The following is a 24,138-nucleotide window of genomic DNA, read 5'->3' as shown; positions in this document are numbered from 1 at the left end:
AATTATTAGCATTAATCTTAGCCATCTGTGGTATTTTAAACGAATTATATCGTACCCACGCTTTCTCTTGGACTACATTATGGGTAGTACTTCTCTATCCACCCTATTATCTATCTCGGCGTATGCTAAAAGTTCCTGCTTTATTAGGATTAACGTTTGATCTCACTTTGATAGCACCTTTCGCTTTATATTTTCTCTTACCACAACAAGACGTATGGTATACGATTAGCCATCAACCTCAATATTGGTTACTACTCCCTTTACTCGGCATAGTCAGTGCGTTATCTATGTCATTTAATGTGCGTTCCAGCACATTATTACCAATGAAATTATTTGGTTTACTCAGCTATATTGAACCAACACTACTCTTTATTTTATCCATTACTGTACTTAATACTGCAATGCCTTCTACTGCTTATATTACTTATGGATTTATTTGGAGTGCGTTATGCGTTTTAGCCATCAATGGCTTTATTACGCCTACTAGAATTAAATTAAAATCTATCTAATAAATAGCTTTGCAAAAACTAAATACCTAACAGTACCTATTCTTGTTCTTTCAAAAAACGGATTCTATGGCGTGCTTGGATATACTGTTTACGCTTTTGAATCCGTTTTAATAGCATTAAACGGCGGATTCTTAATGTCTTAAAATTCTTTAATGTTCTTCTTGCATTTCTACGCATACATCGCTCCCATCTCTACACGAAATTACCTGAATAAGATCAGATAAAAAAACACCTTACCATGAAGGTAAGGTGTTGTTGTGATTATTTCATCCTAATTTAACTTATTTTTTAGGACCTGCTGCAACTAATGCTTTACCTGCTTCGTTGCCTGTATATTTCACAAAGTTCTTAGTGAAACGTTCTGCAAGATCATCTGCACGTTTTTCCCATTCGCCTTTTTCTGCATAAGTATCACGTGGATCTAAAATTGCAGGGTTTACACCTGGTAATTCAGTTGGAACTTCGAAGTCAAATACTGGGATTTTCTTAGTAGGTGCTTTATCAATAGAACCATCTAAAATCGCATTGATGATACCACGAGTATCTTTGATAGAAATACGTTTACCTGAACCATTCCAACCAGTATTAACTAAGTATGCTTTCGCACCGTTAGCTTCCATTTTCTTCACTAATTCTTCAGCATATTTAGTTGGGTGTAAGCTTAAGAATGCTGCACCGAAACATGCAGAGAATGTTGGAGTAGGTTCGGTAACACCACGTTCTGTACCTGCTAATTTCGCTGTGAAACCAGATAAGAAATAATATTTAGTTTGTTCTGGCGTTAAAATTGACACTGGTGGTAACACACCAAATGCATCCGCTGATAAGAAGATAACTTTATTTGCATGACCTGCTTTTGATACAGGTTTAACAATGTTATCAATGTGATAAATTGGATAAGAAACACGAGTATTTTCTGTTACGCTCTTATCTGCAAAATCAATTTTACCATTTGCATCAACAGTGACGTTTTCTAATAATGCATCACGACGAATTGCATTGTAGATATCTGGTTCATTTTCTTTAGAAAGGTTGATAACTTTCGCATAGCAACCACCTTCAAAGTTAAAGATACCATCATCATCCCAACCATGTTCATCATCACCAATTAATAAACGGTTAGGATCTGTTGATAATGTAGTTTTACCTGTACCTGAAAGACCGAAGAAGATAGCGGTTTCTTTACCATCTTTGCTGGTGTTAGCAGAACAGTGCATTGAAGCCATACCTCTTAATGGAAGTAAGTAGTTCATATAAGAGAACATACCTTTCTTCATTTCACCACCATACCAAGTATTTAAGATAACTTGTACTTTTTCAGTTAAGTTAAATACAACAGCGGTTTCAGAGTTCAAGCCTAATTCTTTGTAGTTTTCCACTTTCGCTTTAGATGCATTCATAATGACGAAATCTGGTTCACCAAAATTCGCTAACTCTTCTGCGGTTGGACGAATAAACATATTAGTTACAAAGTGAGCTTGCCATGCAACTTCCATTACAAAACGTAATTTCAAACGGCTGCTTTCATTTGCACCACAGAATGCATCAACCACAAATAAACGTTTACCACTTAACTCTTCAGTTGCTAATTTTTTAATTTCTTTCCATGCTTCTGGAGTAACTGGTTTGTTATCGTTTTTGTATTCATCAGAAGTCCACCAAATAGTATCTTTTGTTGTTTCATCTTTCACAAAGAATTTATCTTTTGGTGAACGACCTGTATATACACCAGTCATTACATTTACAGCACCAAGTTCTGTAACTTGACCTTTTTCATAACCTTGTAGATCTGCTTTAGTTTCTTCTGCAAAAAGTTGTTCATAACTTGGGTTATGAACAATTTCAGCTACATCATGAATACCAACTGAGTCTAAATAAGCTTTTAAATTTGACATAATAATTTTCCTTCAAATTGAATATAAAAAAATCATGTTTTGCATTCTAATCCTTTTTAGGAAAAAAAAACGTTATCTAGATCAAATTTCCGCGATTCACTCGTTAGAGGTAGTACATTTTTTTTATTTTTTCAATTTTTGTTTAAGATTTAATCTTTCGTTTATTTATTCAACACTTGGCAAATTGGACAATAAAAACTCGTTCGCTGCCCTATCACAATAGTTTCAATCAAATGCCCACAACAAACACAAGGTTCATCTTTACGTCCATATACTTGCAATGATTGCTTAAAATATCCAGGACGCCCATCTGGTTGAATAAAATCTTGTAACGTTGTACCACCTTGCTTGATAGCTTGCTGTAATATCTGTTTAATCTGCATAGCAAGTTGTTCACACTGTTGTTGTGTCAAGGTACTGACTACTGTTTTAGGGTGGATCTTACAAGAAAAAAGTACCTCATTTGCATAGATATTCCCTACTCCAACAACGATTTCATTATTCATCAACCATGCTTTCACTACAGTTTGACGTTTGCGACTTTTAGCAAAGAGATAATCTCCAGTAAATGCATCGCTTAATGGTTCTGGTCCTAATTTGCTAAAAAGAGAAAATCGTTCAAGTGTTGCCGTCCATAGCCAAGCACCAAACTTTCTAGGATCGTTATATCTTAAGATCTTTCCATTAGTTAAGATCATATCCACGTGATCATGTTTATCCACAGGATCTTGATCTGACACAATTCTCAATGATCCTGACATTCCTAAATGCACAATGATATAGCCAATTTCCAATTCAATAATCAGATATTTAGCTCGACGTTTTATACCAATAATTTTCTCTGAAGAGAGGGTAAATAATTCACGACTAATTGCCCAACGTAAGCGAGGCGTTCTTATAATAAGATGATCAATAACTTGATCTTGAAGATAAGGTAGGATCCCTTGCCGTGTGGTTTCAACTTCGGGTAATTCTGGCATTATCCACCTCCTAAATTTGAGATATAAAAAAACTGCACTTATTTAAGTGCAGTTTTTCATAATTTGATTTGATCTGAAATTACTCAGTTACAATACTTACGTATTTACGGCCTTTATCGCCTTTAACTTCAAATTTCACTTTACCATCAGCAGTTGCGAATAAAGTATGATCACGTCCCATACCAACGTTGTTACCAGCATGGAATTTAGTACCACGTTGACGAACGATGATGTTACCTGCTAATACAGATTCACCACCGAAACGCTTAACACCAAGACGTTTACTTTCAGAGTCGCGACCGTTACGGGTTGAACCCCCAGCTTTTTTAGTTGCCATTTATCTGATCTCCTTTGAATTAAGCGTTAATTGCAGTGATCTTCACTTCTGTGAACCACTGACGATGACCTTGTTGTTTACGGCTGTGTTTACGACGACGGAACTTAACGATTTTAACTTTTTCGCCACGTCCGTGAGCTACAACTTCAGCCACCACTTTAGCACCAGAAACAACTGGCGCACCAATTTTAACATCTTCACCATTAACGACCATTAACACAGAATCAAATTCAACTGATTCACCTGTTGCCACTTCAAGTTTTTCTAAACGAACAACTTGACCTTCGCTTACTCTGTGTTGTTTGCCGCCACTTTGGAAAACCGCGTACATAGAAGAAAACTCCGCTAAATTGTAGTGCTATCTAATCAAACCCAATATTAGGTTATCTAAACTCAGCACTTTAAAATTCACATAATAGGTCGCGGATTTTACGGAAAAAAAAACAAAATAGCAAGCACGGATTTTCAACAAAATAAAAAATCTTGCTAAATTTCATTGTTTAATTTTAGAAATATAAATTTTTAGGGTAAAATCGACAACCGTCTTTATATAAAAGCATTACTGGCTCATGCTTATGCCATAATCAATGAAGGGATGTATGAATTTACAAGAAATTCAGGCACTATCAGCAAACGATATGAAATCAGTAAACAATATGATTTCACAACAATTACAATCTGATATTGCCCTTATTAATCAATTAAGTTTTTATATTGTTAATGGCGGTGGGAAACGGATCCGCCCATTAATTGCAGTTTTAGTTGCAAATGCATTGAATTATCAAGGTGATAAACATATTACCTGTGCAACCTTTATCGAATTTATTCACACTGCAACTTTATTACATGATGATGTAGTTGATGGATCGACTTTGCGTCGTGGCCGAGATACGGCTAATGCTATCTTTGGTAATGCAGCAAGTGTTCTTGTTGGTGATTTTATCTATACTCGTGCCTTCCAACTAATGTCACAGTTAGGTTCGCTCCCAGTGTTACAAGTAATGTCTGATGCAGTAAATGTCATTGCAGAAGGTGAAGTCTTACAATTAATGAATTGTAATGATCCTAATACTACTGAACAAAGCTATATGCAGGTTATTTATAGTAAAACAGCCCGTCTCTTTGAAGTTGCTGCTGAATGTTCTGCCATTTTAGCTGATGCCCCTACTGAACAAATTCAAGCAATGAAACTTTATGGTCGCTATTTAGGTACGGCTTTTCAACTTATTGATGATGTCCTTGATTACCGTGCTGATGTTGAACAATTAGGGAAAAATCTTGGTGATGATCTTGAAGAAGGGAAACCAACTTTACCTTTATTACATGCTATGTATCATGCAGCACCAGAAGAAAGTCAATTAATTCGTTCTATTATTGAACATGGGCATGGACGTGAACACCTTTCAACAATCCAAGCTATTATGGAACGTTGTAATTCATTAACTTATACCGTAGAAAAGGCGAAACTTGAAGCACAAAAAGCAATTGATGCACTGAATATTATTGCTGAAAGCCCATATAAAGAAGCACTCGTTTCCCTTGCAAAAATCTCTGTTGAACGAAGTTATTAAAATTAAGAATTATGTCAGATATACAACAACCTATTTCATCTCGTGGAAGAAAAAAGAAAGAAGCTAAAGATCCAAATGCACCGTTTGTGCGCCCAAAATTAACTTTACCTAATGGTCATAACAAATTGCTGTTGCACTCTTGTTGTGCGCCTTGTTCTGGTGAAGTTATGGAAGCTTTATTAGCCTCTGAAATTGATTTCACAATTTACTTTTATAATCCAAATATTCACCCGCAAAAAGAGTATTTAATCCGTAAAGAGGAAAATATTCGTTTTGCTGAAAAATATAACATTCCATTTATCGATGCTGATTATGATCGTGCTGAATGGTTTGAAAGAGCCAAAGGTATGGAAGATGAACCGGAAAGAGGAATCCGCTGTACTATGTGTTTTGATATGCGTTTTGAAAAAGCCGCTCAATATGCACATGAACATGGATTTCCTGTTTTTACCAGTAGCTTAGGAATCTCACGTTGGAAAGATATGAATCAAATTAATGGCTGCGGTCACCGTGCAGCAGAAAAATATGATGATGTCATATACTGGGACTACAACTGGCGTAAAGGTGGTGGCTCGCAACGTATGATCGAAATTAGTAAGCGAGAAAGATTTTATCAACAAGAATATTGTGGCTGCGTTTATTCATTACGTGACACCAATAAATGGCGAGAATCTCAAGGTCGTGCCAAAATCGAAATCGGTAAACTTTACTATTCTGCCGATTAATCATCTCATTCAATTTAATTAATTTTTAAAGGATATTACTTATGCAACAGTTAAAGAATTTTTTTCTTATTGGTTTATTTACGCTTTTTTTAGCCGCCTGTGGTGATAAAGCAGATGATCTAAAAGCAGATGTTAATAATCTGCGTCAAACATTAGATACTGCTTTAAAACAAGAAAACGGCACAAACTTAATTCAACAACTTGAGTCAGCACAATCCAATGAAGATAAAGTAAAAGCCTATAATAATATTATTAGTAGCTTTCAAACTGTTATCAAAGCTGTCAATGACTTAAAAATGAATACTGATGAAGCGAAGGCAGTACAAGCAAAATATAATGAAGGATTAACTCTCTTTGTAGATCTTATGAAAAAATCGTCTGATCTCACCAGCCACCAACCTTCTCCAGAAGAAGTAAAAGCTTATACAGAGCTACAAAGCAAAACCACACAAACTTTAGATAATGCAGAAAAGTCGCTTGCTGAGTTACAAAAACAAGTTGACGATGCAACGCAAAAAGCAGCTGAAACTAAATAACATTTTTACTATGAGCACTCTGTTTAATAAAAGAGTGCTCATTTTACTGCTCACAATAATTGTGGCTGCATATAAATTACTGAATCGGATATATTATCAATAAACACCTGATCGTGTGACGCAATGATCATTGGCAACTCTAATTCCGCTAATAGCATACTAAGCTTATCTTTATTACGACTATCTAATCCTGTTGTTGGTTCATCTAGCAATAAAGCTTTTGGTTGCATAGCTAAAACACCAGCCAAAGCAACAAATGTTTTCTCTCCTCCTGACAGTGCTGTTATAGAGCGATCCTTTAATCTAATAATATCTAAGGTAGCTAATTGTTGTTCTGCAATTGAATAAGCTTGATACTTAGATAAACCTTGATTAAGTGGACCAAAAGCAACATCATCTAACACTGATGGTCCAAATAATTGATCATCTGCATTTTGAAAACATAACCCCACTTTACCACGTAATGGTTGAAAATCTTTTTCTGTTACACAAACTTGCCCAAACCATTTAATTTCACCACGTTCTATCGGTACAAAACCTAATAAACTATGCAATAATGTTGTTTTTCCTGTACCAATTTCCCCTAGTAGAAAGAGTCTTTGTCTATCTTCTAATTGAAAAGACAAATTCTGAATAATGGTTCTATTTTGTACAGAAATACAAATGTGTTTGACAGATAAAATACTCATTGATATTTAAAATTTTAATCCACGTGCCTTTAACGCATTTTGCGTAATTTCTACTTTATTTAATGCATGTATTAATAATAAAGCAACTCTCTGTGATAACACATAAAAAGAGCGTTTATCACATCTTGCATGAAATCCTCTCGCTTTCATGGCTATCCCAATATTACGATTCACTTCTCCCAAAACAGCAACATAGCGTACAGTCAAAATAAATAATTGCTGTAATTTTTTAGGAAAAGGCAGCTGGGTTATCGCTTGTAATAAATGCTGTTCTGCAACATTCATCATCACAATCCACAGCGAAAATGCTAATAGATTAATCCTCAAACTTAAGATTAACGCCAAGAACATCCCTGATCGATAAAAACTTATACCTGTATGATCAATCTGCAAACTCAACGTAACAAATAAAAACAGTGTAAATATATGAAAACGTAACCATTTTAGTAAATAACAGCGATAACGTTGACGATATATCCCTATCTGTATGCCTAACCAAAATAAAGCTAAACAGTTTAAAATCAATAAAATCTCTATTTGATGAATAGTACTTATAAAAAAGCCCCAAATAACTAAATAGATCAGGCGATACTGAAGGGAGAATAGATTAACTAATTTCATCATAGATTGAAGGTCTCATTTTTACGACTAACGTGACAATACCAACACTGATTAAACTATCTACAATAAACACTGGAATGTGGGAAACAATAAGTAACCCAATCAAATGTATATAGTCTTTTCCACCATCCAATGCTAATGTTAAAGAAGCAATTGCAGCCGCACCAACCACGCCTAATATTCCAGCTAAAGCGCCAATTATTTTTACTTGCTGAGGCGTTGTTTCTCGTGTAAAGAAGCGCCTTAATAGATAACGTATTGCAACAGCCGGTAATGCCATAATACATAAATTGACACCCAGCACAGTAAATCCCCCAAAAGAGAAAAATAATAATTGTAAAACTAACCCAATTAAAAATGCTGGGAATACAGCCCATCCTAAAAATAAACCTGCAATGCCATTAAGAATCAAATGTACGCTTCCTATACCGACAGGAATATGAATGGTACTTGCGACAAAAAATGTGGCGGCAAACAATGCCACTAACGGTAATTTTTGATTTTCAATTTTGCGTAATCCAACCGTAATTCCAATAACGGCAATAATATAACCAACCGCTAACACAGGAGGATGCAACACACCTTCTGACAAATGCATTAGTTTATTCCTTATTCTTCGTTATCGGTGTTTTTATGCGATAAGAGCGCCATAATGAAAAACAACCAATAATTCCAAAAATATAGCCAATCCCACCTAAAATATCGTGCAGATAAATTTTATCTTTTAACGTTGCAATATCCGCTCGAATTACCTCAAGATCATTTTGATCACGACATTTAGTCAAAATAGGATCTGCTATTGTCATAGCTCGATGTCCTTCTTCCCCCTCTACAACGACTTTAACTTTTTTTCCATTAGCTAAAGGATAATGAAACATTCCTTCATTATCTGTTTTCCCTTCCAATGTAGGTTGTTGGCTATCATCATTTTGAAAAATAGCTAAATAGGTTTCTTTTGCTGGTGTCATATCAGAATAATAAGCCTTACCACTCACGATATTTCCATCATATTGAGCAAATATATGTAGGCTATGTGCAAATAACGCAGGACTTACTAGAAAAAAACCTATACTAATAACAATAATCTTATGTAACATCATTACAACTATTCCACATCAAAAGTTAATAAATATTCAATGCTACGTTTATCATAATTTGCATTAGGCACATCATCCTCATTAAATTCAGCCCAAATCCGATTTTCACCTTTCTGTACTAAAAAAGTTACTATACCTTGTTTATTGGTGAGATTAAATGGAGCATCTTCCCCACTACCAACCTTTACATTCTCCACTGGCTTTCCTTGATGCAATACCAAAATTGATAAAGGCTTTCCTATTTCCGGTTTATCCATTGGAATTAATTCATAAGGTTGTTGATGTGATTTAAATGCTTGTTGATTCCAATTTAAAATGGCTTTCCCATATTTAACAGCATTAATACTGGATACTGCTGTTGGTTCTTCAATTTTAGTTTTCTCAACATATCGACCATTTGGTAATTTTGACCATACTCCATTATTAAATTTTAAAAACACGATATCTCCCTTAGGCAGAGTAAAAAACGCTTCTCTCTGTTTTGAAAATTCTACATGAATAGGAAGAATCGCCCCTGCCTCACCTACATAACTCACTTCTTCAAGTTTTTCTAATGGATAACCTTCTGTTTCTGTGTGGCCAAACTTAACTACATATTGATGTTTTGATACATTCAATGGCTCAATCCAGACATTATGTGCATCCGCAATTGAAACAAATAAGCTTACTAGCAAAAGGATAATCTGTTTTTTCATCTCTATTCCCTCTAATTCAATAATTATTCAAGCATAAAATATGAAGTAACTTCAGAGTCAAGGAAATAATCTTATGAATTCAAAATAAATTCATATTTTTTTGAAAAAAAATTGCATAAACGTTAAAAAATTAGATAACATCTAAACAATTTAGATTTTTTGTGAATTATAGTGAATATGAAAATAGGTGAATTGGCTAAAGCAACTGGTTGTACAGTAGAAACAATTAGATTCTATGAGAAACAAGGATTATTGCCTGAAGTAAAACGCACTTCTAATAATTTTCGCTACTATAATACTCAACATCTGACTACTTTATCTTTTATCTGTTATTGCCGCAGCTTAGGTTTACAAATCAGTGAAATCAAAACACTGTTAAACCTCCACAACACAACAAAAAATCCATCTCAAGAAGTCACAACACTTTTAGATAATCACATCAAAGCCATTGGGGAACGAATTCATCAATTGGAACACTTACGTATAGAGTTGCTAAAACTAAAACAAGAATTAAATAATGATCAATCTAATGTTATTCAAAACCTTTTAAATCAGCATCTTATAAACTTCTCTCGCTATTAGCATTTCATTATTAGCTTAATGCAGAAACATTCTCCTAATTCTTAACTCTACTCACCACCAAAGAATAAATTTCAACAAAAACAAAATAAAAATAAATAAAAATCAAAATTAAGATCTAAATGTTAAAAAAAATATAAAAAAAGTTGATCTTTGTTAGATGTGATCATAAACTAAATTTCACTGATTATTTGATTAGATAATCAGCCTATCTATAACAATAATTTGCAAACACAACCATCCTACTTGGAGGAATAAAATGAAAAAATCAACTTGGCTAAAAACGCTAATAAGCAGCACTTTACTCTCCTTCTCTCTGTCACAGCACACCTTGGCCAATGACGACACGATAAAAGTTGGTGTACTACATTCTCTATCTGGAAGTATGGCAATTTCAGAATCTGCTTTAAAAGATACGGTGTTAATGCTTATTGATGAACAAAATAAAAAGGGAGGATTATTAGGTAAAAAATTGGAACCTGTTGTTGTAGATCCTGCCTCAAACTGGCCTTTATTTGCAGAAAAAGCACGTGAACTTGTAGCAAAAGATAAAGTTGCTGTGACCTTTGGCTGTTGGACTTCAGTTTCCAGAAAATCTGTATTGCCTGTTTATGAGGAATTAAACGGTATCTTATTCTATCCAGTACAATGGGAAGGCCAAGAATCCTCTAAAAATATTTTCTACACTGGAGCAACGCCAAACCAACAAGCCATTCCCGCTGTAAATTACTTGCTTGATCAAGGTGTAAAACGTTTTGCTTTACTTGGAACTGACTATGTTTACCCACGCACTACCAATAAATTACTGGAAGCTTATTTAGTAAGTAAAGGAATCGATAAAAAAGATATCATGGTCAACTATACGCCTTTCGGTTTCTCTGATTGGCAATCTATAGTTGCTGATGTCAAAAAATTTGCTGGGGAAGGAAAGAAAACGGCTGTTATTTCAACCATCAATGGTGACGCTAACGTACCATTCTATAAAGAACTTGCAAACCAAAATGTCAGTCCAGAACAGCTACCTGTAATTGCTTTCTCTGTTGGCGAACAAGAATTATTAGGTGTAGATACCAAACCTTTAGTTGGTCATTTAGCTGCATGGAATTATTTTGAAAGTGTAGATACTCCAGAGAACAAGAAATTTATTGAAGAATGGAAAGCTTATAAAAAAGATAATAAAGCGGTAACTAACGACCCAATGGAAGCCACCTATATCGGTTTTAATATGTGGGTTAAGGCTGTTGAAAAAGCAGGAACTACAGATCCTGATGCTGTCGAAAAAGCGTTAATTGGTATTGAAGTTCCTAATTTAAGTGGTGGTACAGCCAAAATGTTACCTAGCCATAACATCTCTAAACCAGTCTTAATTGGTGAAATTCAAGATGATGGCCAATTTGCTATCGTGGAACAGACTGAATCAGTCAATGGCGAAGCCTGGTCACCTTATTTACCTGAATCTAAAAATTTAATTGCAGATTGGACTGCACCAATTAACTGCGGTGCTTATGACAAAGTCAAAAAAACCTGTACCAAAATGAAATAAAAAATCTATACCAATCATATCGCCTATTTATTCAAGAATAGGCGATCTTTCAATCACATAAGGGACTAGCACTAATGAACACTACTCTGTTTTATTCTTTCATTCGTTGCTTGATTTTATTATTTTGCAGTTCATCTCTACTATTTTCTAATGCAGCTCATGCTGAAATAACCAGTGATGAACAGGCAATACTACAACAGCAATTACCCATTTTATCAGGTAAAAATTTTAGTCAAAAACAACAGGCTATTGAAAAAATTGCCGAACTTAAAAAACCTACTATCTATACCTTTTTAAGTGCATTATTAGATGGTCGTTTATCTGCAAACACTCAAGATTATTTTCTCAAAAAAACCACACAGGGACATGAGCAATATCAACAAGTATTGCAAGATAAAACATTAAAAGCGTTACCTACTGATGCAAAACGGATCATTATTAACAACAATATTCGTACCTTATTACGTAACTATAAGGCTCAATATCAACTCATTAACGGTAATAAAAATCAAAGATTGCAGGCAATGCAACAGATTCTCTCCTCAAATGATATAGCTCAATTAGACAATGTTAAAATTGCGTTACCTCAAGAAAAAGATCCACAGATTCAAACATTAATGCATCTTTTTTTAGCAAGGATCGATTTAAAGCAATCCGATATTAGTCGTCATAGTGCTGCACTTACTGTATTAGGTGAAAATGCACTTCCTGAAAATCTATCATTGTTAGAAAACTACCTAACCAATGCACCTACTGACAATTTAAAACAGCAGGCACAAAAAGCAATTAACAATATTAAAAACAAACTTTTAATTGCCGATGGAGTACAAACTATCAGTTATGGTTTAAGTTTAGGTTCAGTATTAATTCTCACCGCTATAGGGCTAGCTATTACTTTTGGCGTAATGGGCGTAATTAATATGGCACACGGAGAACTCATGATGATTGGTGCTTATACAACATATGTTGTCCAATTATTAATGCCAAATCATATCACCGCATCTCTGTTTGTTGCGCCACCCGCAGCCTTCTTAGTCAGTGCCTGTGTTGGCATACTGATTGAAACCCTTGTAGTTCGCCACTTATATGGCAGACCACTAGAAACATTATTGGCAACATTTGGAGTAAGCCTGATCTTACAACAAGCTGTCCGTACTATTTTTTCTCCATTAAATCGCTTAGTGCAAACACCTGAATTTATGCAAGGAGAATGGGTGATTATGCCTAATCTATCTATCACCCTAAATCGAGTTTATATCTTTGCCTTCTGCTTAATCTGCTTTATTGCATTACTACTTATTATGAAACGAACTCGCTTAGGTTTAGAGGTGAGTGCAATCTCGCAAAATAGAGCAATGGCAAAAGCCATGGGAATTAATGACAGAAAAGTAGATATGTTAACTTTTGGCTTAGGTGCTGGTATCGCAGGATTAGCCGGAGTGGCTTTATCACAACTCACCAATGTAGGCCCAAACCTAGGTCAACAATATATTGTTGATTCATTTATGGTTGTTGTAATTGGTGGAGTGGGCAACTTATGGGGAACATTCTTCTCTGGATTAGGGCTAGGCATTATTAATAAATTCTTAGAGCCTGCTTTCGGCGCTGTATTAGCGAAAACATTAGTTCTGGTGCTCATTATCTTATTTATCCAAAAATATCCTCGTGGATTATTCCCACAAAAAGGGAGAGCTGTAGAATGAAAAAATCTATCTTCTTAACATTCTTACGTAATGAACCTTTTTTAGGTAAATGTACCATCGGGTTCATTATCGCATTATTAGTTTTTGTTCCATTAGGTAATCTAATATTACCAACTAACAATCTATTTCATATTTCTACCTATACAGTAACTTTACTTGGTAAATATCTCGCCTATGCCTTGCTTGCCTTATCAATCGATCTTTGCTGGGGATATTTAGGTATTCTTAGTCTAGGACAAGGCGCTTTCTTTGCTTTAGGGGGATATGCTATTGGGATGTACTTAACAAGGGAAGCTAACCCACAATTGCCTGAATTTATGTTATTCCTGAATTGGCACGACTTACCTTGGTTTTGGCAAGGAAGCGATTCAATATTCTGGCTTATGTTTATGCCTCTATTGATTCCGGGCATTTTAGCTTTTATTTTTGGCTGGTTCTGTTTCCATTCTCGGGTATCTGGTGTTTATCTGTCTATCATTACCCAAGCTGTTACCTTTGCACTTTCATTAGCTTTTTATCGCAACGAAATGGGATTTGGTGGTAATAATGGATTAACTAACTTCAAAGAAATTCTTGGTTTTTCACTACAATCAGATCATGTTCGAGTTGCTCTATTTGCTTTAACAGGCATAGCAGTATTAGCAACTTATGCATTTTTACGTAGTATTATCCAATCTCGACTCGGTAAATTAGTTATTGCAGTACGTGATGCTGAAATGCGCACTCGATTTGTTGGTTTTAAAGTTGAAAATATCAAACTTATTATTTTTGTACTTTCAGCGATGATTACAGGGCTCGCTGGTGCTTTATATGTTCCGCAAATTGGAATTATTAATCCTAGTGAATTTGATCCTATTAATTCAATTGAAATTATTATTTGGGTTGCTCTAGGTGGTCGCTCAACATTGTATGGCGCTATTATTGGTGCTTTTGTTGTTAATTACACTAAAAGCCTTCTCACCGTAGCATTCCCCGAAATCTGGCTCTTTATGCTTGGTGCACTCTTTATCATAGTAACCATTTTCTTAAAGCAGGGCTTAGCTGGCTTAATCCAACAACGTAAAAATAAAACAAAACAATTGGAGGCGGTATGAAACTTGATCAAAATCTAAAAACACTATTTCGTCCTCATACGCCTAAGAAACAATTTGCCAATAAAGATATACCTAAAAATATTATCTTATATTTAGACTCTGTTTCTGTCAGTTTTGATGGTTTTAAAGCAATTAATAATCTCAATTTGACTATTGATAAAGGGGAATTACGCTGCATTATTGGGCCTAATGGAGCGGGTAAAACCACTATGATGGATATCATTACAGGAAAAACACGTCCAGACGAAGGGTCAGTCTATTTAGGATAATACACCAATTTATTAGAAATGACGGAAGCAGAGATTGCGTGTGCTGGCATTGGCAGAAAATTTCAAAAACCAACTGTTTTTGAATCTCTTACTGTTTATGACAATCTTTCTCTTGCTATTTATGGCAACAAAAGCATTTTTGCTACTTATTTTGGTAAGACACGAAAACTTTCAGCTGAACAAAATGATTTCCTAGATAGTGTATTAGAAATTATTGGCTTAACACATACAAGAAACTATCTTGCTGGGGTGTTATCTCATGGGCAAAAACAGTGGCTAGAAATTGGTATGTTATTAATGCAAAAGCCTCAACTACTCTTAGTAGATGAACCAGTAACAGGTATGACCCATGGTGAAATAGAACGAACAGCTGAATTACTCACCAGTCTAGCTGGAGAACAAGCTATTGTGGTTGTAGAACATGATATGGAATTTGTTCGCCAAATTGCTCGTAAAGTCACCGTATTACATCAAGGAAGCGTATTAGCTGAAGGTAGCTTGGCTGAGATCCAAAATAATCGTCAAGTAATTGATGTTTATTTAGGTCAAAGCTAAAAAGGAGGTTGTATGTTAGTTGTCGAAAAATTAAATCAATTCTATGGACAAAGCCATATATTGCATGACATTAGTTTTACTGTGCCAGAAAAACAATGTACCTGTATTATAGGTCGCAATGGTGTTGGCAAAACAACCTTGCTTAAATCAATTATGGGACAAGTCGCGATTACAGCTGATACCTTAAGTTATAATCAACAAAATCTACTGACAACCAAAGCCGAAAAACGTGCTTATCAAGGTATTGCTTATGTGCCACAAGGACGACAAATTTTTCCTCTACTTACTGTAGAGGAAAATCTCCGTGTAGGTTTACCTGTACACAATTATCGCGAAAAAAACCGTAATTCTACTATTCCCGATTTTATCTATCAGTTATTCCCCGTTTTATATAATATGAAACATCGTCGCGGTGGAGATCTTTCTGGTGGACAGCAACAACAATTAGCGATTGGGCGCGCATTAGTGATGAGTCCTAGCTTATTAATTCTAGATGAACCCACAGAAGGTATTCAGCCGAATATTGTCGATGATATCACTAAAGTAATTCGTCAATTAAATCGCGAATGGGGATTAACTGTATTAATCGTAGAACAAAAATTACACTTAATTAATAGTCTAGCCGATCATTTCGTTTTAATTGAACGAGGAACCTGTGTAGCAAAAGGCACAGGCCAGCAATTAACAACTGAATTAATTAACACATACTTAAGTGTTTAAACAGGAGAACACTATTATGCACTTAACATCAAGGGAACAAGAAAAACTTATGCTATTTCTTGCGGGAGAGTTAGCAGCAAAACGCAAAGCGCGAGGATTAAAACTAAATTATCCAGAGGCCATCGCCTATATTGCCAGCCACTTACAGGAAGCCGCAAGAGATGGGATGACCGTCGCTGAAGTAATGCAATATGGTGCAACATTGCTCAGTTCTGATGACGTCATGGAAGGTGTTGCAGAAATGATCCATGAGGTACAAATTGAAGCAACATTTCCTGACGGAACTAAACTCGTTACTGTACATAATCCAATTCGTTAATAAGGAGCAATGATGATTCCTGGAGAATATCAACTCGCACAAGGGGATATTATTATCAATCAAAATCGTAAAACAGTTACCATCGATGTCGTAAATACAGGTGATAGACCTATTCAAGTTGGTTCACACTATCATTTTTATGAAACGAATAACGCCTTACAATTCGAGCGTGCTTTAGCTTATGGTATGCGCTTAAATGTTCCTTCGGGTAATGCAGTTCGTTTTGAGCCAGGTGAGGCCAAACAGGTAGAATTAGTTTCTTTTGGGGGTAATCGAATGATTTATGGTTTCCATAATCTGGTTAATGGCAAGTTGGAGGATTAAATTATGGCATTGACAATGACACGACAACAATATGTTGCAACATATGGTCCGACGCTTGGCGATAAAATACGTTTAGGCGATACCAATTTATGGGCGACTATCGAAAAAGATTTTCTCACCAAAGGAGATGAATGTAAGTTTGGTGGTGGGAAAAGTGTACGTGATGGTATGGCTCAATCAAGTACTGTTACCCGCGATAATCCTAATGTATTAGATCTGGTTATTACTAACGTCATTATTATTGATGCCAAATTAGGTATTATTAAAGCAGACATTGGTATTAGAGATGGTTATATTGTTGGTATCGGTCAAGCAGGTAATCCAGATACCATGGATAATGTTACCCCAAATATGATCATTGGCGCGAGTACCGAAGTCCATAACGGAGCCCATCTTATTGCTACTGCAGGAGGCATTGATACCCACATTCATTTTATCTGTCCACAACAAGCGCAACATGCTATTGAGAATGGTATCACCACCATGATTGGCGGTGGCACAGGCCCAGCAGATGGCACTCATGCCACAACCTGTACGCCGGGTGCATGGAATATTGAACACATGCTGAAAGCAGCTGAAGCTTTACCAGTCAATATCGGCTTCTTTGGTAAAGGTAATTGTTCCTCTCTTGAACCACTAAGAGAACAAATTAAAGCGGGTGCATTAGGATTAAAAATTCATGAAGACTGGGGTGCAACCCAAGCTGTTATTGATGCTGCTTTAACTGTCGCTGATGAAATGGATGTTCAAGTCGCCATTCATACTGATACTCTCAATGAAAACGGCTTTTTAGAAGATACCATGAAAGCAATTAATGGCAGAGTTATTCATACTTTTCACACAGAAGGTGCTGGTGGTGGACACGCACCAGATATAATCAAAGCAGCAATGTATCCTAATGTTTTACCCGCATCAACTAATCCAACTCGTCCATTTACTATTAATACCATTGATGAACATCTAGATATGTTGATGGTTTGCCATCATTTGGACAAGCGTGTTCCTGAAGATGTTGCATTTGCAGATAGTAGAATTAGACCTGAAACTATCGCTGCAGAAGATATTTTACATGACATGGGCGTCTTCTCTATTATGAGTTCAGACTCTCAAGCAATGGGACGTGTAGGAGAAGTCATTACACGTACTTGGCAAACCGCAGACAAAATGAAAACTCAACGTGGTGCATTGCCAGAAGATCCTGATTCAGATAATTTTCGCATTAAACGTTATATCGCTAAATATACGATCAACCCAGCGATCGCCCATGGTATTCAGCATTATGTCGGCTCTTTAGAAGTTGGAAAATTAGCAGATATTGTTTTATGGAAACCCGCTTTCTTTGGTGTAAAACCGGAATGTGTGATTAAAAAAGGTTTTATCAATTATGCCAAAATGGGGGATCCAAATGCTTCTATTCCAACCCCACAACCCGTATTTTATCGCCCTATGTTTGGTGCATTTGGCCAAGCCAATACGAATAGCGCAGTACTTTTCATTTCTCAAGCTGCTGCTCAAGAACATCTTAAAGAACGATTAGGGCTACATAAACAAACCTTAGTCGTTAAAGGCTGTCGCAATGTTAGTAAAAAAGATTTAGTGCTAAATGATGCCACACCAATTATTACGGTAGATCCCGAACGCTATGAGGTACGTGTCAATGGACAACATATTACTTGTGAGCCAGCTGAACGAGTTCCTTTAGCTCAACGTTATTTTTTATTCTAATTCGAGAAAATTATGCAAATATTGACACCTATTTTACCTATCATGGAACAAATCTTCGGTAAATTAGAAGATTTAAAAAAAGAAGGAAAAATTACTCAACAGAGTATTGATTATGTGCCAATACAATGGTTTGAAAGTGAACGCAATATTTTACGCAAAACCAGTAAGGGGAATAGAGAGATTGCATTTCGTTTACTTAAAGAAGGTCAGCGATTACAACATCATGATGTTGTGTTTATCAATGATAGTCTTGTTATTGCAATTGAGATTATCCCTTCGGAAGTCATTGTATTATCTCCCAAAACATTACCTGAAATGGCAAGAGCCTGTTATGAAATTGGGAATAAACACTCGCCTCTTTTTTTAGATGGCGATGAAATCTTATTACCTTATGATAAACCAATGTTTGAATGGCTATCTGCAGCTGGTTTTGCCCCTAAACAGGAGCAACGCCGGCTAAGTCAAGCGCTACGCGCAAATTCGGCTCAAGGACATTACCATACAGCAGGTTATCACCAACATGGAGATGGATTGTGGCACAAACATTAGAACAACTTGGTATGCTCCTACATTTAGTTGATCCAACTTTGCCTATTGGTGGTTTTAATCATTCCAATGGATTAGAAACGTTTGTTCAGCAACAAAAGGTTTATGATAAAACAACCTTAGCTGAATATGTGATTACCCAATTACAACAAAATTGGGTTTACAATGATGGTGCATACTGTTCATTAGCGTTCGATGCAATGCAACAACAAAATCTCAACCAGCTGCTTGAATTAGATCAAATGCTAGCTGCAAGCAAAATCGCTCGAGAAAGTAGAGAGGGAAGTTTCAAATTAGGTACCCGTTTACTTAAAATCTTTATTCGATATCAATCACACCCTTTATTACATCAATTTTATCAATCCATTCAGCAACAACAATGCAAAGGATTTTATCCAGTTATCTTTGGCATGATTGCAGCAGCTGCAAATATTAACAAAGCAGATACGTTATATGCGTTTTATTACAATACGATTGTAGGAACAGTCACAAACGGAGTGAAATTAATTCCACTTAGTCAAATGGATGGACAAGATATTTTAGTTGAATTGCGTCCTATCATTATACAAGCGGTAACTAAAAGTCAGAATCCTGATTTGGAATGGCTTGGGAGTGCAACAATTGCTAATGATATTAGAGCAATGCAACATGAACAACTTTATAGTCGCTTATATATGTCCTAATCATTAAATTAATCAACATAAGGAATTTAAAGAACTATGCGAAAATATATCAAAATTGGTGTCGCAGGCCCAGTCGGCTCAGGAAAGACAGCGCTAATTGAATGTTTAACTCGAGAAATTGCTAATAAATACAGCGTTGCTGTCATTACTAACGATATCTATACCCAAGAAGATGCTGAATTTCTTACCAAAAATAGTTTATTACCGCCAGAAAGAATTATGGGCGTAGAAACAGGAGGTTGCCCACATACAGCTATTCGGGAAGATGCTTCGATGAATCTTGAAGCTGTTGATGAAATGGTCGCTCGTTTCCCTGATGTAGAAATTATTTTTATTGAGTCTGGTGGTGATAACTTATCTGCTACATTCAGCCCTGATTTAGCTGATGTAACTATTTTTGTCATTGATGTTGCTCAAGGAGAAAAAATTCCCCGCAAGGGTGGGCCAGGAATTACACGTTCCGATTTGTTAGTAATTAATAAAATTGATTTAGCACCTTACGTTGGCGCCGATCTATCAATTATGGAACGTGATGCACGCAGAATGCGTCAAGGTCAACCATTTATCTTCACCAATCTAATGAAAAAACATCATTTAGATGGTGTTATTGGCTGGATCGAAAAATATGCTTTACTACAAAACAAAGACGACCCAATTAGTCTGGTGAGATAACCCTATGCAAAGTCAGCTCATTCTTTCAACTAAATTAACTAAAGCCAAAACAACTCAATTAGATAATTGTTTTGTATCACCACCTTTTAAATTACTGACCCTACCAAGTCATCATCAATTAAAAGCAATTCAAATGAGTTCATCTCCAGGTTTATTAGCTGGAGATCGCTTATCAATACAAATTCAATTAGCCAAAAACACCGATCTTGCCCTATCTACTCAGGCATTTACTCGTGTTCAATCAATGAATTTAGGTGAATGGGCTGAACAGCATAGTCACTTTATATTAGGTGAAAATAGTCGTCTGTTTTATTTACCACATCCTTTGGTATTACATAAAGACAGTGAATTCAAACAGATCACACAAATAGAAATGGCCAATCACAGTCAACTTATCTATGGTGAAGTTATTGCTATTGGCCGTGTGCTAAATCAAGAAAAGTTTGCTTTTCGTTCGTTTTCTTCTTATTTAAAAATTACACACCAGCAACGCCCATTACTACTTGATCGGATCCAATGGCACCCTAAAAAAATGGATCTTACCGCATTAAGTCAGATGGAAGATTTTTCTCATCAAGGTACATTTATTTATTTAAACCTGGCTGTTGAAACATTAACACTAAAAAAACAACTATCCGAATTACAACAAACCTTTTCCGATCCTAATTTATTAATTGGGTTTTCACTATTAAATGAGGGTGGCTTTACCCTCCGAGTCTTAGGTCACCAAGCAGAAACAATAGAAAAACTCTTTTTACAATTAGGAGAAACTTTATGTGAATCATTCCCCTGCGATCTCCCTTAACCGCTCAACTTCAATATCTGCAGTAAGATTTTCTAATGGAGGCAGCGTTTTTGTAGTTTTCGTAGATAATGCTTGGAATCGCTCTACCTTACCAAATAAACCTCGTTGTCCAGAAAATGAAGTGACTGTATCGTTATATTGTTTCATCACACTCGATAAGTTATTACCTAATTTTTGCAATCGCTCTGCTACGATACAGACTTGGTTATAAATATCACCCGCTTTATCACTAATCTCACGAGCTTCTCGATTTCCTTTTTCAATGCGCCATAAGTTCGCCACCGTACGCAAGATTGGCATCAAGGTCGTATAAGAAACAAATACAATATTTTTCTCATAAGCACTATTAAATAAGTTCGGATCTTGTTTCAATGCTTCGATATATGCTGGTTCAATTGGAATAAACATCAATACAAAGTCTGGACTCTGGATACCCTCTAAATGGCTATAATCCTTATCTGACAATGATTTAATATGTTGTTTAATCGCTTGAATATGTTCTTGTAGATGCAAATTAACTTGCTGTTCATCGGTTGCGGCGACCGCTTGTTCATAAGCGACTAAAGACACCTTACAATCAATGACTATATGTTTATTATCTGGCAATTTAATCAAGAAATCAGGATAACGGTGATTTCCCTCTTTATCTTTAAAATGTGCTTGTGCTAAATAATGTTCATTCGCGATCAATCCGGCCGACTGTAATGCATTCTCTAATTGCATTTCTCCCCAATTACCTAGCACTTTTTTCTGTCCTTTGAGTGCATTCGTTAAATTATTAGCCTCTTTCGACATATTTAAGCCAATATCTAATACTTTCTTTAATTCTGCCTCTAATGACGCATTACCACGTAATGTTTCAGAATGAACTTCATTAACTCGCTTTTGAAAACTCTCAATTTGTTCTTTAAACGGCTTTAATAAAGTATCTAGAGCAGTTTGATTCGATTGAGAAAAACTACGGCTCTTCTCTTCTAAGATTTGATTAGCTAACTGCTGGAATTCCAATGTTAATTGTTTTTTATTATTTTCTAGTAATTGCTGTTGTTCCCTAAAGTGTTTCTCTTTTTCAGCTAAACTGGTTTCTAATGTTGCTAATTGTTGCGAAAGTTGGGTGACTTGCTGCTGATATTCTACCACGACCATTTCTTTTTTATTAAGTTGCCCACTTTTCTCTTGCAGCAAATTTTCTACCCCTTGTTTTTCTGCTTGTAATCGAACTTTTTCTTGTATCGTTGCCTGATACTGTTCGTTTAACAACTCTGTTTTTTTCAATAAATTATTATACTCTTCCGCAGTTTGTGTATATTGCAACTGAAAGAATTCTGCGGTTTTCTTACGTTGTACATTGATAATTAATAATCCAATGCAAATTAGCCCTAATCCTGCTATTGCAAGGTAAAATCCAGTTTCCATTATTACTCTCTTATCTAACTATCACGAGCGGTTAAGTATAACAAAAGCTAGCGAAAAGTGACGCAGCGATTACAATATCAACCTCATTTCTAATTGAGAATAGTATCTATGGATAAAAAGATTTACCTTGGCTCAAACAGCCCTCGCCGTTTACAGTTGTTACAACAGATTGGACTCACTGTTGAAGTATTAAAAGCAGAAATTGATGAAACACCCTTAGCGCAAGAAAAGGCACAAGATTATGTTTGCCGGATGGCAATCAGTAAAAATCAACGGATCCGCCAATTATTCCCCGATAAACAACAATACCCATTACTCACTGCAGACACCTGTATTGCGTTAGATGGAAAAATTCTAGGTAAGCCTACTTCCGAAGAACACGCTTTTTCGATGTTACAATCTCTTTCAGGAAAAACACATCAAGTACTCACGGCTGTTGCGATCTCTGATCAACACCGTTTACTGCATCATCTCCAAAGCAGCCAAGTAACTTTTAAAACTCTGACCGATCTTGAGATCAAAGCTTATATCGCTACCGGTGAACCATTAGATAAAGCAGGGGCATATGCCATTCAAGGATTAGCTGCAATCTTTATTGAGAATTTAACTGGAAGTTATAGTGGCGTAATGGGGCTACCATTATTTGAAACCGCACAGTTATTACAACAATTTAAGCAAAAAATTCTATAAAAAAAGTTTTTCTTGCATCCTAAATGATAATTGTACGTTATTTTATAATTCTCTATAACGATCTCAATACTTCTGATTCTGTAACCATTGATGTAAATAGTGTTCAAAAAATAAGTATGCATAAAATAAATTTTATCCTATAATTCAAAACTTTTCGTTTTAGGAAAATAACTGTAACTATTAAAAACAACTTTACATTTTGGGAGCTTATATGAAATATAAATCTTTTCTTTATTTCATACTGGGGTGCTTTTTATATTTCACACATATCACTTATGGCTATTCCTCTTCACAAACGCAATTAAAACGAATTCTTGCATACACATTTGCCAAAGATCCTGAATTGTTAGAAGCTCAAACCAATACAATGATTGCACATAGCCAAACAGAACAGGCAATCTCAGGTCACTATCCAACATTTTCAGTTTTTGGTCGCCAGTCTTTAGATGATTATTCAAGATCCAATAACAATGATAATAATGATCATAAATTTACTCCCGGCGTATCTGCTTCAATGAATATTTACTCTTTTGGGGCTGTTGAGAAAAAAATTGCACACTCAAGTGCTAACGAAGAATCGTTACGTTATAAGTATGACGAAACCAGAGAGAATTTAGCTTATAAAGTGACTGAACTTTATTTAATGGCATTGCGATATAAAGATACAATTTCAGCACAGTCCAGAGGGTTAGTTCGCTTACAAAATATTATTCAAGAGATCGGAGCTATCGCAGATAACGACGAGGGACGTCGCTCTGAATTCGTACAAGCACAAGCACGTCTATTTGCTGTTGAACAACAAATGAATGCTACGGAACGTGATCTTGAAGATACATTAAG

Annotated in this window: 30 protein-coding genes and 1 pseudogene; 20 read left to right on the top strand and 11 right to left on the bottom strand. The window is 35.7% G+C overall.

Annotation, left to right across the window (positions count from 1 at the left end):
* Positions 1–509 (top strand): EamA family transporter (locus tag PF272_RS07400; protein WP_461782257.1); only part of this gene is annotated, 509 nt, incomplete at its 5' end.
* 36 nt (positions 510–545) lie between these two features.
* On the opposite strand, the gene PF272_RS07395 is transcribed toward PF272_RS07400, so the two are convergent.
* From PF272_RS07395 to rplU, 5 genes are all read right to left on the bottom strand, one after another.
* The gene (locus tag PF272_RS07395) at positions 546–686 is read right to left on the bottom strand and encodes a hypothetical protein (protein ID WP_167348600.1); all 141 of its coding nucleotides are present in this window, start codon (positions 684–686) and stop codon (positions 546–548) included.
* Positions 687–790: 104 nt separating this feature from the next.
* Complete coding sequence (gene pckA / locus PF272_RS07390) at positions 791–2,404, bottom strand: phosphoenolpyruvate carboxykinase (ATP) (protein ID WP_271142248.1); 1,614 nt, start codon at positions 2,402–2,404, stop codon at positions 791–793.
* Between the two features lie 161 nt (positions 2,405–2,565).
* The gene (mutM, locus tag PF272_RS07385; RefSeq protein ID WP_271142247.1) at positions 2,566–3,384 is read right to left on the bottom strand and encodes a bifunctional DNA-formamidopyrimidine glycosylase/DNA-(apurinic or apyrimidinic site) lyase; all 819 of its coding nucleotides are present in this window, start codon (positions 3,382–3,384) and stop codon (positions 2,566–2,568) included.
* 79 nt (positions 3,385–3,463) lie between these two features.
* Complete coding sequence (gene rpmA / locus PF272_RS07380) at positions 3,464–3,721, bottom strand: 50S ribosomal protein L27 (RefSeq protein WP_065235339.1); 258 nt, start codon at positions 3,719–3,721, stop codon at positions 3,464–3,466.
* A 19-nt stretch (positions 3,722–3,740) separates the two neighbouring features.
* Positions 3,741–4,052 (bottom strand): 50S ribosomal protein L21, encoded by a 312-nt coding sequence (gene rplU / locus PF272_RS07375; RefSeq protein ID WP_065235340.1) that lies wholly within the window; start codon positions 4,050–4,052, stop codon positions 3,741–3,743.
* 268 nt (positions 4,053–4,320) lie between these two features.
* On the opposite strand from rplU, the gene ispB reads away from it, so the two are divergent.
* From ispB to PF272_RS07360, 3 genes are read left to right on the top strand one after another with little or no spacing between them, the layout of a single operon-like run.
* A complete protein-coding gene (gene ispB, locus PF272_RS07370; RefSeq protein ID WP_271142246.1) occupies positions 4,321–5,292 on the top strand; it encodes an octaprenyl diphosphate synthase in 972 nt (323 codons plus the stop codon).
* 11 nt (positions 5,293–5,303) lie between these two features.
* Entirely contained in the window at positions 5,304–6,017 is a 714-nt protein-coding gene (locus PF272_RS07365) for an epoxyqueuosine reductase QueH (protein WP_271142245.1), read from the top strand.
* A 41-nt stretch (positions 6,018–6,058) separates the two neighbouring features.
* Positions 6,059–6,553 (top strand): DNA repair protein RecN, encoded by a 495-nt coding sequence (locus PF272_RS07360; protein ID WP_271142244.1) that lies wholly within the window; start codon positions 6,059–6,061, stop codon positions 6,551–6,553.
* A 50-nt stretch (positions 6,554–6,603) separates the two neighbouring features.
* Here PF272_RS07360 and PF272_RS07355 read toward each other — a convergent pair whose 3' ends face one another.
* Genes PF272_RS07355 through PF272_RS07335 form a run of 5 tightly spaced genes read right to left on the bottom strand, consistent with a single transcriptional unit; the run spans position 6,604 to position 9,661 of the window.
* Positions 6,604–7,242, bottom strand: a complete 639-nt coding sequence (locus tag PF272_RS07355; protein WP_271142243.1) for an energy-coupling factor ABC transporter ATP-binding protein — start codon at positions 7,240–7,242, stop codon at positions 6,604–6,606.
* 6 nt (positions 7,243–7,248) lie between these two features.
* Entirely contained in the window at positions 7,249–7,866 is a 618-nt protein-coding gene (locus PF272_RS07350; RefSeq protein WP_271142242.1) for an energy-coupling factor transporter transmembrane component T family protein, read from the bottom strand.
* Positions 7,850–8,461 (bottom strand): cobalt transporter CbiM, encoded by a 612-nt coding sequence (gene cbiM / locus PF272_RS07345; RefSeq protein WP_271142241.1) that lies wholly within the window; start codon positions 8,459–8,461, stop codon positions 7,850–7,852. The genes PF272_RS07350 and cbiM overlap by 17 nt, the downstream gene beginning before the upstream one ends.
* A gap of 4 nt (positions 8,462–8,465) precedes the next feature.
* Complete coding sequence (locus tag PF272_RS07340) at positions 8,466–8,960, bottom strand: carboxypeptidase regulatory-like domain-containing protein (protein ID WP_271142252.1); 495 nt, start codon at positions 8,958–8,960, stop codon at positions 8,466–8,468.
* A gap of 8 nt (positions 8,961–8,968) precedes the next feature.
* Complete coding sequence (locus tag PF272_RS07335; RefSeq protein WP_271142251.1) at positions 8,969–9,661, bottom strand: DUF4198 domain-containing protein; 693 nt, start codon at positions 9,659–9,661, stop codon at positions 8,969–8,971.
* Positions 9,662–9,832: 171 nt separating this feature from the next.
* Between PF272_RS07335 and PF272_RS07330 the strand changes: the two genes are divergently transcribed.
* From PF272_RS07330 to PF272_RS07265, 14 genes and pseudogenes are all read left to right on the top strand, one after another.
* Positions 9,833–10,237, top strand: a complete 405-nt coding sequence (locus tag PF272_RS07330; protein WP_065238708.1) for a MerR family transcriptional regulator — start codon at positions 9,833–9,835, stop codon at positions 10,235–10,237.
* 256 nt (positions 10,238–10,493) lie between these two features.
* On the top strand, positions 10,494–11,777 hold the full coding sequence (gene urtA / locus PF272_RS07325) for an urea ABC transporter substrate-binding protein (protein ID WP_065238707.1): 1,284 nt from the start codon (positions 10,494–10,496) through the stop codon (positions 11,775–11,777).
* 74 nt (positions 11,778–11,851) lie between these two features.
* Complete coding sequence (urtB, locus tag PF272_RS07320) at positions 11,852–13,480, top strand: urea ABC transporter permease subunit UrtB (RefSeq protein WP_271142240.1); 1,629 nt, start codon at positions 11,852–11,854, stop codon at positions 13,478–13,480.
* Entirely contained in the window at positions 13,477–14,574 is a 1,098-nt protein-coding gene (urtC, locus tag PF272_RS07315) for an urea ABC transporter permease subunit UrtC (RefSeq protein WP_271142239.1), read from the top strand. The genes urtB and urtC overlap by 4 nt, the downstream gene beginning before the upstream one ends.
* Positions 14,571–15,167 (top strand): annotated as a pseudogene (locus tag PF272_RS07310) (ATP-binding cassette domain-containing protein); the annotation flags it as partial. The gene urtC and the pseudogene PF272_RS07310, both read left to right, overlap by 4 nt.
* A complete protein-coding gene (locus PF272_RS12995; protein WP_413789437.1) occupies positions 15,141–15,398 on the top strand; it encodes an ABC transporter ATP-binding protein C-terminal domain-containing protein in 258 nt (85 codons plus the stop codon). The pseudogene PF272_RS07310 and the gene PF272_RS12995, both read left to right, overlap by 27 nt.
* A gap of 12 nt (positions 15,399–15,410) precedes the next feature.
* Positions 15,411–16,118, top strand: a complete 708-nt coding sequence (urtE, locus tag PF272_RS07300; RefSeq protein ID WP_271142238.1) for an urea ABC transporter ATP-binding subunit UrtE — start codon at positions 15,411–15,413, stop codon at positions 16,116–16,118.
* Positions 16,119–16,134: 16 nt separating this feature from the next.
* On the top strand, positions 16,135–16,437 hold the full coding sequence (gene ureA / locus PF272_RS07295; RefSeq protein WP_065238703.1) for an urease subunit gamma: 303 nt from the start codon (positions 16,135–16,137) through the stop codon (positions 16,435–16,437).
* 12 nt (positions 16,438–16,449) lie between these two features.
* Positions 16,450–16,761: an urease subunit beta gene (ureB, locus tag PF272_RS07290; protein WP_271142249.1), complete on the top strand. Its 312-nt coding sequence runs from the start codon at positions 16,450–16,452 to the stop codon at positions 16,759–16,761.
* Positions 16,762–16,764: 3 nt separating this feature from the next.
* Entirely contained in the window at positions 16,765–18,486 is a 1,722-nt protein-coding gene (gene ureC, locus PF272_RS07285; RefSeq protein ID WP_271142237.1) for an urease subunit alpha, read from the top strand.
* Between the two features lie 12 nt (positions 18,487–18,498).
* Positions 18,499–19,035: an urease accessory protein UreE gene (ureE, locus tag PF272_RS07280; protein ID WP_065238700.1), complete on the top strand. Its 537-nt coding sequence runs from the start codon at positions 18,499–18,501 to the stop codon at positions 19,033–19,035.
* Entirely contained in the window at positions 19,020–19,715 is a 696-nt protein-coding gene (locus PF272_RS07275; protein ID WP_271142236.1) for an urease accessory protein UreF, read from the top strand. Before ureE ends, PF272_RS07275 begins: the two co-directional genes overlap by 16 nt.
* Positions 19,716–19,751: 36 nt before the next feature.
* The gene (ureG, locus tag PF272_RS07270; protein WP_065238698.1) at positions 19,752–20,387 is read left to right on the top strand and encodes an urease accessory protein UreG; all 636 of its coding nucleotides are present in this window, start codon (positions 19,752–19,754) and stop codon (positions 20,385–20,387) included.
* Between the two features lie 4 nt (positions 20,388–20,391).
* Positions 20,392–21,192 (top strand): urease accessory protein UreD, encoded by an 801-nt coding sequence (locus tag PF272_RS07265; protein ID WP_271142235.1) that lies wholly within the window; start codon positions 20,392–20,394, stop codon positions 21,190–21,192.
* Here the strand turns inward: PF272_RS07265 and PF272_RS07260 are convergent.
* A complete protein-coding gene (locus PF272_RS07260; protein ID WP_271142234.1) occupies positions 21,169–22,608 on the bottom strand; it encodes a DNA recombination protein RmuC in 1,440 nt (479 codons plus the stop codon). The genes PF272_RS07265 and PF272_RS07260 overlap by 24 nt on opposite strands.
* Before the next feature lie 108 nt (positions 22,609–22,716).
* Here PF272_RS07260 and PF272_RS07255 point away from each other — a divergent pair, with 108 nt between their 5' ends.
* Positions 22,717–23,298: a Maf family protein gene (locus PF272_RS07255; RefSeq protein ID WP_065238695.1), complete on the top strand. Its 582-nt coding sequence runs from the start codon at positions 22,717–22,719 to the stop codon at positions 23,296–23,298.
* Between the two features lie 211 nt (positions 23,299–23,509).
* Positions 23,510–24,138 (top strand): TolC family protein (locus tag PF272_RS07250; protein ID WP_271142233.1); only part of this gene is annotated, 629 nt, incomplete at its 3' end.

The sequence above is a fragment of the Gallibacterium faecale genome, from assembly GCF_027920745.1.
In the GTDB taxonomy this organism is placed as follows: Bacteria; Pseudomonadota; Gammaproteobacteria; order Enterobacterales; family Pasteurellaceae; genus Gallibacterium; species Gallibacterium faecale.
Note: the sequence above shows the minus strand (reverse complement) of the source record. Positions and strands in the feature narration are given on the sequence as shown.